This is a genomic window from Mesorhizobium delmotii (assembly GCF_900149755.1).
Classification (GTDB): domain Bacteria; phylum Pseudomonadota; class Alphaproteobacteria; order Rhizobiales; family Rhizobiaceae; genus Mesorhizobium; species Mesorhizobium delmotii.
Genome location: NZ_FUIG01000094.1, coordinates 1 through 9,391 on the forward strand (window position 1 = coordinate 1; position 9,391 = coordinate 9,391).

Here is a 9,391-nt window from a genome sequence, read left to right on the forward strand (position 1 = left end):
GGCGTAGACCCAGGGCAGCACAGTTAGTCCTGACGCCAGGTATGCCGTTTCACATGAATGGCCAGCAAGGTTTCCTGCACGACATCCTCGGGATCGACCCCGCCTTGAACGATCTTGCGCCTGATGAAGCCGCGAACGATGCGGCGGAAGCATAGAATACCCGTCTCGACATAGGCCTCCAGTCTCGCCAGCAACCCATAACTAAATTCGATATGGATGGAACGGGTGGTCTTAGCCAAGTCCGCCGAGCCTAACCCAGTCATGCTGATGATGACACGGACGCTGGTTAATCTGCTCTTCGATTCGCGATTGCTATGGTAGTAATAGCCTCTCAACGCCGGTGCCGTAAGCTACTCGCTTACGCGTCGCTTTGCGGAATATCCTGAGGGAATCAGACATCAGTGTCGAACGAGATAGGTTTCCATCGTGCCGACGCCTCTCAGTTCCACAGTGCAGCGCGGTTCTAGCTCCCAAGAGGCGTGCAGAGCGCGTCTGGTTGCCTCCGAGATTTGCATGCGGTCGGCTACGCCCTGGGACTCGAGCCGGCTTGCGATGTTCACGGTTTCACCCCAGACATCATAGACGAACCGATGTCGGCCGATCAGACCGGCGATCACCGGTCCGGTGTGTACGCCGATTCGGACGCGAAAACTGTCGCTGCCCGACGCCAAGCGCCTCAACGAGTCCAGCATGGATTTTCCCAGCGCCACGGTCCTGTCGGCGTGATCGGCCGCCGGCTCCGGAAGACCACAAGCGGCCATATACGCGTCTCCGATTGTCTTGATTTTCTCCACGGAATGCTTCTCCGCCAGCGCGTCGAACATGCTGAACATCCGGTCGAGGCGCTTGACAAGGTCGGACGCCGGCAATTTCGCTGCGATAGGCGAGAATCCGACAATATCGGCAAAAAGGATGGTCACTTCCTCGAACCGGTCCGCAATGATCTCCTCGCCCCCTTGCAGCCGCGCAACGATTTGACCGGGCAGGACGGCATGTAGAAGCGAGTCGGCCCGCCGCTTTTCCGCCTCGATCCGCTGAAGATACTGGTGCTCGCGGTCGCGCCAACGCTTCTTCTCCAGACTGGAGTTGATCCGGGCGCGCAGCAGGACCGGATTGAACGGTTTAAGCAAGTAGTCGTCGGCTCCCGCCTCGATGCAGCGGACCACGGCGTCGACTTCGTTCAGCCCCGATATCATAATGACCGGGATGTGCCGCCACCGGCGCTCAGCTTTCAATCGCGAGAGCACCTCGATGCCGTTCATGTCCGGCATCAATATGTCCAACAGAACAAGGTCGAATTCATAGTCCGCAAGGCGGGTCAGTGCGGACAGGCCTGACTCGGCAGTGACTACCTGATGACCGTCGTGCAGCAAGCGGCGCGAGAGAAGATCGCGGTTACTGCCGATGTCGTCGACGACAAGTATTCTACCGTTGCGGCCTGAGAATGCATCGCGCTCCGTCTTGCCCAGCGCCCTTTCGAGCCCTGCTGCATCGATCTCTGCCTGATCCGTCGTCCACAGCCCTTCGTTGTCGCTGGCGCGCGATAGGCCGGCAATTGCATCGACATGCGCCAACAGCTCGGCCGCAGCCGCGAGCATCACCCTGACATCTTCGTCCAATGCGTGTTCGTGCAATTCTTCGGCTTCTTCAAGGATCATTTCGGAGTAGCCGATAATCGCGTTGAGTGGTGTTCGCAAATCGTGGCGCAGTTTCGCCTCGATCTCGCGCCCTGCATGGTCCGGATAGTCGGCTTTGCCATGGATCAAGCTGTCGATGAGGCTGTTCAATTGCCGGGCAGCGGCGCCGACCCTCTCAATATCTGGAGTGATGTGCACCAGACTGTGGTTCTGCACCTGTTCTAGCAGCAGTTCCTGAAATCCCGAGATTGCCCGTGCTGGTCCAGCAAGCGTCTGCGCCAGATGGGCGGCTATTGCGTGGCGTTGGAACTCGTTGGCAGTCATGTCTCCAATCCGCCGACTCGGCGGCTCACGGATTTGCGGCAAGCAATTGTTCGATTTTCTGGACAAGCCTCGGCAGGTCAACCGGCTTGCTGTCGTAGTCATCGCAGCCTGCCTCAAGCGCCAATTCCCGATCGCTGGTCATAGCATGCGCAGAAAGCGCGATTATAGGGATCCCCGAGGTGGCCGGATCAGCCTTGATCCGCCGTGTCGCCTCCCATCCGTCCATCACGGGCAGGCTCATATCCATAAGGATCAGATCCGGTCTTTCCGAAATGGTTAGTTCCACGCCGGATTGTCCGTTTTCCGCAATAAGCACTTCGAACCCACGCCGCGACAACCGCCGCGAGAGCATGTCGCGATTCATTTCGTTGTCTTCCACCAGAAGGATTCTCGTCATCTTCGGCCTCTTCTAACGATGGGTCAACGAACTGAGATGCCGGGCCAACCTACTCGGCCGCGGAAATCTGGCGTTCGAGCGCCTTGACCAATTGAGACCTGCTGTTCGCGCCCTTGGTCACAACGGCAACCGCCCTATCGCGGAGCCATTCGAGCTCGTTCATCGACAGATCTTTCGAGGTAACTACGACCACCGGAATGTTCTGCAGTTCGGGCGTCTGCTGCATCTCACTCAATGTCTGAAACCCGTCCATTTCGGGCATCAGCAGATCAAGCACCACCAGGCGCGGCAACAACCGTTTCATCAAGCCAAGGCCGCGCACGCCGTCGCTTGCCTCGTGAACCCGCCAATCCTTCTTGATCAGGATACGCCGAAGGAAATCGCGGGAGGCTTGGTCGTCATCAATTACAAGCACATCGCGGTTGCCACCGCCGCAAGCCTCAATTGTTTGAATCAGCTTCTCGGTGTCGATCGGCTTCGTCAGGTATTCAACCGCCCCGAGTGAGAGGCCGAGTTCGCGATCTGCAAGTATCGTCGCAAGGATCACAGGAATCTCGCAAAGCTCCCTATCGTTCTTCAGAGATCGCAGCACTGACCAGCCGTCCTGATGCGGCATGATGATGTCGAGAATGATCGCCGCGGGGCGATGCGCTCGAGCAGCGGCTATTCCTTCCTCGCCGCTTGCTGCTTCGAACGATGCCAGTCCCGCCTCCGCCAAGGCGCTGGCGATGACGGTTCGGGCGGCCGGTTCATCATCTATGATCAGAACCGCCTTGTCTCGTGGCGGCAACGGCACAGCTTCGGAGGGGTGTTGCTCGCTAGATTCTTTTTTGAACTCGGCTGGAATCTCCATTGTGAAGGTCGAGCCTTTTCCGAGTTCGCTCTCGACCTTTACAACGCCTCCGATCATTCGGCTAAAACTCCGGGTTATGCTGAGGCCAAGCCCCGTTCCGCCATAGTTGCGAGTGGTGGATGCGTCCGCCTGCGTAAAAGCGTCGAAGAGCCGTTCCTGCTGCTCCGACGTCATCCCGATCCCGGTGTCGGACACTTTGAATATCAGCCAATCGCCGTTTGGTCGCCTGTCGCGACGCACCGCGAGTGTTACTCGACCCCCTTCGGTAAACTTGGCGGCGTTGCTGAGCAGGTTAAACAGGTTCTGACGCAACTTCGTCTGGTCCGAATGCATTTTCCCGAGGTCGTCCTCGAGGTCCAGTACGAAATCGTTTCGGTTTTTCGCCATCAGAGGCGCGACTGTGGCCTGGACGTCGCGCATCAAATCGGCGACGTCGAACGTTTCCAAGAAAATTTCCATCTTGTTCGCCTCGATCTTCGACAAGTCGAGGATGTCGTTGATGAGCGCCAGGAGATGGCGACCAGCCGCGGCGATCTTCTCCAGTTCCGGAACGAATTCCACCATGTGCTGGTCGCTCGCATCTTCGATCAGCATCTCGCTGTAGCCAATAATCGCGTTCAGCGGCGTACGCAGTTCGTGGCTGACGGATGCGACGAAGCGGCTCTTAGCTTCATTCGTCGATTCAGCACGGCTCTTGGCGCGCTCGAGTTCGTCTTGTCTCTGTTTCAATTCCGTGATGTCGGTGTAAACGGCGACCGCGCCGCCGTCAGGCGTTTTTCGCCTGCTTACGCGAACCCATCTGTCGCCGAAGCGATCCTCACCGACGAAGCCCGCCGGGTCCTTGTGGATGTGTAACCGCTGGGCAATCCACTCCTCCGGCGACGCGCCCGCAAGGTCGACTTGCCCGCCCGCCAGACGTTGCTCCAAGATTTCTTGGAAGCTTTGCCCAGGAAGAGAAGCTCGCGCATGGTCAGGGAAGAATTCGCAAAATTTGCTGTTGGCCAGGATGACCCTGTCCTGCGGATCGAATAGGACAAATCCGTCAGAAATTGCCTCAAGCGCCGCTGCGATCGTCCGTCTTTGCTGCTCCGCCTCGTCTTCCAGTCGTTTCTTTTCAATCGCGCCCGCGCGAAAAAGTCGAAGCGTCCGCGACATTGCGCCGAGTTCGTCGCCTCCCTCAATCGGTATTTCAATATCGTAGCGTCCTTGCGTCAGTTCGCCGATGACCCGGTTCAGCCGCCGTAACGGGCCAACGATCGAGCGAAGAACAAGGATTGTAAGAAGCGACCCAATCAACAGCACGATGACCACCAGAATGGCAGCGGTAGTCGCGGTTTTCTGGGCTAGCCTTACAGCCTCGTTGCGAGCAGCTTCTGCCTCGGCGCTCACTTGCTCGACAAGTTTGTTAAGGGCGGCATCGACATTCGTGCTGTGGGTTCGCGCCTCGGCCAGGAGAGCGTTTCCAATGATGCGGTTATCCTGAGTATAGCTGTCCGCCGCCTCTAGTGCCCTTTTGACGTAGTCATCGATCTCGACACGGATTTCCCTCACTGCATCGGGGGATGATTTCGAAAGGCCGTCCAGTTGGTCCAGCAGTCGCTCACGCGCCTGCTCGGCATTCCGCTGGGAGTTCATTAGCAAGCTGACCGACAAATCGGTGAGCCAGTATCGCAATTCGCCAAAGGTCACGTGCGCCGCAGCCGCAGTCGCCGCGAGATCGAACAATGCCTTAGTGTCTGCGGTGCGGTCGGCACTGCGATAAAGCGCCTGCGTGAGAAGGATGGAAGATACGATGAGACTAATGAGGCCGGCCGCTGTCAGTGCAGCTACGCGGGCCGCGATCGGCAGACTGGCAAGGCGACGTCCCAGGGATTTCGACGGCGCCGGTATGGCTTCCACCTCGTGGGGTGTCTGTTCCAGGACGCTCATTTGAACAAGACGATGCTGATTGCGCCCCCCAGATCGCCGGCTTTTCCGCCCTCCTTGGGATATCCAGTTATGTCGATCTCGCCCTTCGGCTCGCCGTGGCAGGAAAGGCACGACTCCGTATAGTATTCGGGCAGGAGCATTCGAAATGCCGGGCGTCCCTCCACCTCGGTCACATCCGTGTAGGCTTCGCCTTTTGCTCTCTTCGGATCTGAAAAGACGCTTACGATGATGCTGGCTTCCCAAGCGTCCGGAAGAGATTTGCGGTTGCGCACGAGTTGCTCGGGCGCAGTCACGCGCACCAGAGCTTCGTTGCCAACCTTGGCGGCGAATTTCTCATTCAACAGACGCGCGAAAACGGCCGGCACGAAGCCCTTGAACCCGATCCCAGCGCGGTTGATGTCATCTTGGCGCTCGTCCACCACCTCCCGCATAGCCCCAATCTGGGCCTCAAGCAGACGCCGGTCGCGATTGGTCAATTCGCCGGAAAACGGGTCCTGGCCGGTGTTTTTTGAGTAAACGGCGATGGCCTCGCTCGCAAACCGCTCGCTGTCGAGGTGCTTGTCGCCAAGTGCGGGATCGTTGATTAGTGTCTGATAGTTGGAGACAACGCTTCGCCCCGCGCGAAGCAATTCCGCAAGGCGGATTCCCATCGCGACATCTTCAGTATCTCCCGCTCCCATGGCAGCCGGCACGAGGAACGCGCAACCGACAAGAGCAACGCCAATGCTTCTCCGCGTCAAGGTTGACAGGGCGAACATCTCCATCCCGTCGAAAGAAGCCAAAAAAAAAGTATAGCACAACGCAGGCCGATAGCGTAGCGACAAACGCCCATGCGCAAGTCCCTTTAAGGCCGCGACGTGCTATCCAAGCGTTGACGGCGGCGCGGGTCTGCTCCGTGATCGAACTGCACCGGGCGCCCCGTCTTCCTCTGAACGATCACCGCGCGATCGCGGACAGCACCGGAGAGCGCGACATCGCCGACCGTCACCGTGACCAGGTCGCAACCTCGAAGCTTGCTGTCGATGGCGAGATTGAATAGTGCCAGATCCCGTTCTGCGCCTGACACCTGCAGTCGTGTTCGGATGCTCCAGACTTCGCGCGGCTTGAGGGGTGGCTTCTGACCAACAAGGTGGCCTCTATTCCAGCTGGACATGGTTCTTCTCCCATGCCGCCCTCCGCAGCCACAGCGCTCGACGCGAGCAGACAATCCTAGAACGAACATAGAGCCTCGCGCACGTTCGCTCGAGGGGTTATAGGATTGTCAGACGCAGGCAGCAGCTTGGTCAATGGACGCGGTCGCGCCATGAACGGCCCGTCTGCTTACGGCCGTTTTGGGTCCCATTGTTGTCGCCTGCTGGGCGGCTGCCGAACACTCCGGTCGCCTCCTCGTGCGGAACCACTGGCTATCTGCAACGTGCCTTGCATGTTACCATTGGGGGTCGTCTGGGAGAGCCGGACGCAGGGAGCAACGGTCATGGGAGCTAGGGCCATCCGTTTTCTGGTCGGGTTAGCTGCAGGCTTCCTCGTATTGCCCCATCCAGTCAGTGCGCAGGAGGTGATTTATGTCGTTCGGCACAGTGATCCGCCATCGACACTGAACCTGGATGAGATTCTCGACGAAACCCCGCTGTCGGAGTCCGGACGACAAAGGGCAAAGATGCTGGCTGAGCGACTAAAAGACGCCGGCGTTACCGCTATCTATGCCACGCAAGCCACGCGTACAGTCGAGACGGCAGAGCCACTCGCGAAAACCCGTGGACTCGAAATTCGTGTTCATTCGTATGAGGACAGCGACGGCTTGGTCCGTCTACTTCGCTCACAGAACGGCAGAGACAGAGTGCTTGTTGTTGGGCATTGGAGTACCATTCCAGAGATTCTCAAGGCGCTCGGATATCCTGAGGAAGTAAAGATCGAACGAAGTGCATATGACAATTTGTTCGTGGTCGTCCCGAAGGAAGAGCAGGTACCGATCGTGCTGCACCTTCACTATTGAAAACTGAAGCTGAGGCTTCAATCCATCAAGCGAGCGACCTTACGGGAGGTTGTATCCCGGACTACAGTCCGCCCTTTCTCTTGCTCGCAGCTCGCTGATCGTCGGATGTCCATTGTTGGTCCGAAATTGCGAAGGGTTCTGGCCGGGAAGTTGTTTCCCGGGACGAGATCGGCAGGCGTCGCAAAGGCTCGATCCAATAGCAGTGAGGAAGCATCGTCGTTGCATCCGTGCCGCGTCTCGATACGCGCTGCGCTGGCTTTCACGTTTGGTGTCATCATCGCAGTGACCGCAGCCGCGCTCATCCTCGCATTGGAAAGCGGCCGCCAGAACACTATCGCTCTCGTCCGCGACCGCAGTGAGCGAATTATCGACACGATCGTGGAACGGACTCGATTGCACCTCGATCCAGCCCGCGACCAGTCCGAATTCCTGGCCAGGCTTTTCCGCGATGGCGATCTCGACCCGCAAGATGAAGCTGCCTCACTGGGCCAACTTCGGGCGGCACTCGCAGGTATTCCACAGGTCGCCGCGCTAGCCGTCATTCGCACCGATTTGAAGCAATTGCGCGCCGAACGCCATGGCGACAATGTCGTTTTGCGAAAGATCGACATGCAAACCGTGCCCGGCCTGGACGAAGCGTTCGAGATGGCGCGACGCGCAGGTCACCCTGTCTGGGAAGAGCTTCTGTGGAGTGAACGGTTGAACCAGCCTCTCGTCAACGTTCGTACCCCTCTGTGGCATGAGGGTTCCTTTCTCGGGATTTTATTAACCGCGGTTACGGTTTCGGAGCTGTCACGTTTTCTCGCCGAATCGCCCGCCGGGTCAGACGTCGGCGCGTTCATTCTTCTCGGCCGCAACCACGTCCTCGCTCATGCAGCACTTGCGCACAATCCTCAGCTGTTCAAGCGCGATAAACTCCTTCCGGAAGTGACCGAGATCGGGGATCCGGTGTTGGCCTCGATCTGGAGTCCAAATCCCGATTTGGGCGCAGCCGCCTTCGTAGGTTCTTCGAAAAGCCACGTCGTGACCGTTGATCGCGCCCCCTATGTCTTCATTTACCGCGACATCACAGGATACAGCGACCAGCCTTGGGTGGTCGGCCGCTACCTGCCGCTCGACGAGATTGGCAGCGAAGTCCGCAGACTTGAACACGCGGCCTGGCTAGGGCTCGGGGCGGTCCTTGTGGCGGTCGCTGGCGCCTGGCTGGTCGGCTATGCGATTGGAAAGCCGATATTGCGTCTGGCACGCGCAACGTCTGCAATTCGTACGCTCGATCTCACTTCTGCCCACCCGCTCGCTGGCAGTCATCTTCGCGAACTGGACGAGGCGATCCGAGCCTATAACGCGCTCATTGCGACCTTGCACTGGTTCGAGACCTATGTGCCGCGACGCCTAGTCAAGCAGCTGATGGCGCAGGGCGAACAGGCGTCAGCACTTGTAGAGCGGGAAGTCACGGTGCTGTTCACCGACATTGTCGACTTCACGAGCTTTGCCGAACGGCTATCGGCGTCCGATGCGGCGACGTTCCTCAATGACCATTTCAGGCTGCTCGCCGCCTGCGTGGAGGCGGAAGGCGGCACCATAGACAAGTACATCGGCGACTCGCTGATGGCATTTTGGGGAGCGCCTGAATTGCAGCTGGATCATTCAGCCCGTGCCTGTCGTGCAGCGCGCGCGATCGCCACTGCGATCATTGGCGACAATCGGCGCCGACGAGGGCTTGGGCTGCCGCCCGCGAGAATCCGGATAGGTATCCATGCCGGCCCGGCGATGGTGGGAAATATCGGGGCTCCAGGGCGCATCAACTATACGCTGGTCGGAGACATCGTGAACACCGCGCAACGCATCGAGGATGTCGCCAAAAAATGCATGACCGACGAAGACGAAGCGGTCATTCTGGTCAGCGACGCCGTGCTGCGATCTGCGGGACCCGAATGCTCGGCGCAACCCATCGGCGAGCATATATTGCGCGGTCGGCACGAGGCGACAAACGTTTTCAGATTAGAGGCGAGTTGATCCCTTTCAGACCTTCTGGCCCGACACTACGAAGGTGCCTTCTGGTCAAGGGCGTGAATTCGGCACGGGCGAGCGAAACTTCCGCTTGGGGTCGAACTAGGTCGTTCAGAATGAATGAGTTTTGACCTTAGAGCATCATGGTCTCCGATCGCGGGCCGTCGCTACCAGCGCACGAAAACCCGCCCGCCGAGCGCGCCGAGCCCGGCGAGGATGGCAATGGCGATCGTGTACCAGGTGGCGAC

Annotated in this window: 7 protein-coding genes and 2 pseudogenes; 2 read left to right on the forward strand and 7 right to left on the reverse strand. The window is 58.8% G+C overall.

What is annotated here, in order from left to right; translation table 11 throughout:
- From BQ8482_RS35490 to BQ8482_RS39900, 6 genes and pseudogenes are all read right to left on the reverse strand, one after another.
- Positions 1–140, reverse strand: a pseudogene (locus BQ8482_RS35490) (RNA polymerase subunit sigma); the annotation flags it as partial.
- Between the two features lie 258 nt (positions 141–398).
- Positions 399–1,961 carry an adenylate/guanylate cyclase domain-containing protein gene (locus BQ8482_RS35495; protein WP_123151800.1) on the reverse strand — a complete coding sequence of 521 codons (1,563 nt, stop codon included), beginning with the start codon at positions 1,959–1,961 and terminating at the stop codon, positions 399–401.
- 25 nt (positions 1,962–1,986) lie between these two features.
- Positions 1,987–2,358, reverse strand: a complete 372-nt coding sequence (locus BQ8482_RS35500) for a response regulator (protein ID WP_031255744.1) — start codon at positions 2,356–2,358, stop codon at positions 1,987–1,989.
- 49 nt (positions 2,359–2,407) lie between these two features.
- The gene (locus BQ8482_RS35505; RefSeq protein ID WP_123151801.1) at positions 2,408–5,140 is read right to left on the reverse strand and encodes a response regulator; all 2,733 of its coding nucleotides are present in this window, start codon (positions 5,138–5,140) and stop codon (positions 2,408–2,410) included.
- The gene (locus BQ8482_RS35510) at positions 5,137–5,898 is read right to left on the reverse strand and encodes a Tll0287-like domain-containing protein (RefSeq protein ID WP_123151802.1); all 762 of its coding nucleotides are present in this window, start codon (positions 5,896–5,898) and stop codon (positions 5,137–5,139) included. Before BQ8482_RS35510 ends, BQ8482_RS35505 begins: the two co-directional genes overlap by 4 nt.
- 88 nt (positions 5,899–5,986) lie before the next feature.
- Positions 5,987–6,293, reverse strand: a pseudogene (locus BQ8482_RS39900) (site-specific integrase); the annotation flags it as partial.
- 321 nt (positions 6,294–6,614) lie between these two features.
- Between BQ8482_RS39900 and BQ8482_RS35520 the strand changes: the two are divergent.
- Positions 6,615–7,133, forward strand: a complete 519-nt coding sequence (locus BQ8482_RS35520; RefSeq protein ID WP_165848845.1) for a SixA phosphatase family protein — start codon at positions 6,615–6,617, stop codon at positions 7,131–7,133.
- A gap of 39 nt (positions 7,134–7,172) precedes the next feature.
- On the opposite strand, the gene BQ8482_RS39905 is transcribed toward BQ8482_RS35520, so the two are convergent.
- The gene (locus BQ8482_RS39905; RefSeq protein WP_244603116.1) at positions 7,173–7,601 is read right to left on the reverse strand and encodes a hypothetical protein; all 429 of its coding nucleotides are present in this window, start codon (positions 7,599–7,601) and stop codon (positions 7,173–7,175) included.
- A gap of 93 nt (positions 7,602–7,694) precedes the next feature.
- Between BQ8482_RS39905 and BQ8482_RS35525 the strand changes: the two genes are divergently transcribed.
- Entirely contained in the window at positions 7,695–9,149 is a 1,455-nt protein-coding gene (locus BQ8482_RS35525) for an adenylate/guanylate cyclase domain-containing protein (protein ID WP_244603117.1), read from the forward strand.
- The last annotated feature ends 242 nt before the right edge of the window (positions 9,150–9,391 follow it).